General features: G+C 32.8%; 1 protein-coding gene. It reads left to right on the plus strand.

Going from position 1 to position 479, the window contains the following annotated elements; genetic code table 11:
- The first annotated feature begins 45 nt into the window (after window positions 1–45).
- Window positions 46–366 carry an IS630 transposase-related protein gene (locus E5983_RS09460; RefSeq protein ID WP_160333524.1) on the plus strand — a complete coding sequence of 107 codons (321 nt, stop codon included), beginning with the start codon at window positions 46–48 and terminating at the stop codon, window positions 364–366.
- Window positions 367–479 lie beyond the last annotated feature (113 nt).

The following is a 479-nucleotide window of genomic DNA, read 5'->3' on the forward strand; positions in this document are numbered from 1 at the left end:
AGTATAGTTGTTTGAGATATAAACAGTATGTGCTATACTAGTGATATGGCATACGGAATTGATTTTAGAAAACGTGTTTTAGCCTATGTAGAAGAAGGACACACACGTAAAGAAACAGCTAAATTATTTAACATCAGCACAAATACTCTCTATGTATGGGAAAAACAATTAAAAGAACAAGGTCATTTGAATCGGAAACAGAGAATCTCTAAAGCTAAAAAAATTCCATTAGATAAGCTTGAGAAGTTTGTTAAGAAACACCCAGATGCTTTTTTAAAAGAGATTGCAGAAGAATTTTCTTGTACACCTAGTGCTATTTGGCGAGCCTTAAAAAGGGCAGGTATCACTTTAAAAAAAAACAACTAGCTATAGAGAACAGGATCCAGAAAAAGTTCGTCAATACAAGGATTCTCTTGAGGTCTTATCTGATTTACCAGTTGTTTATATTGATGAAACTGGTATAGATACCTATCTTTATC

Origin of the sequence: Streptococcus danieliae, assembly GCF_009767945.1 — a bacterium.
In the GTDB taxonomy this organism is placed as follows: domain Bacteria; phylum Bacillota; class Bacilli; order Lactobacillales; family Streptococcaceae; genus Streptococcus; species Streptococcus danieliae.

What these genes read in the sequence shown, in the direction of transcription:
- E5983_RS09460 (WP_160333524.1), top strand. Translation starts at nt 46, where the DNA reads ATGGCATACGGAATTGATTTTAGAAAACGTGTTTTAGCCTATGTAGAA.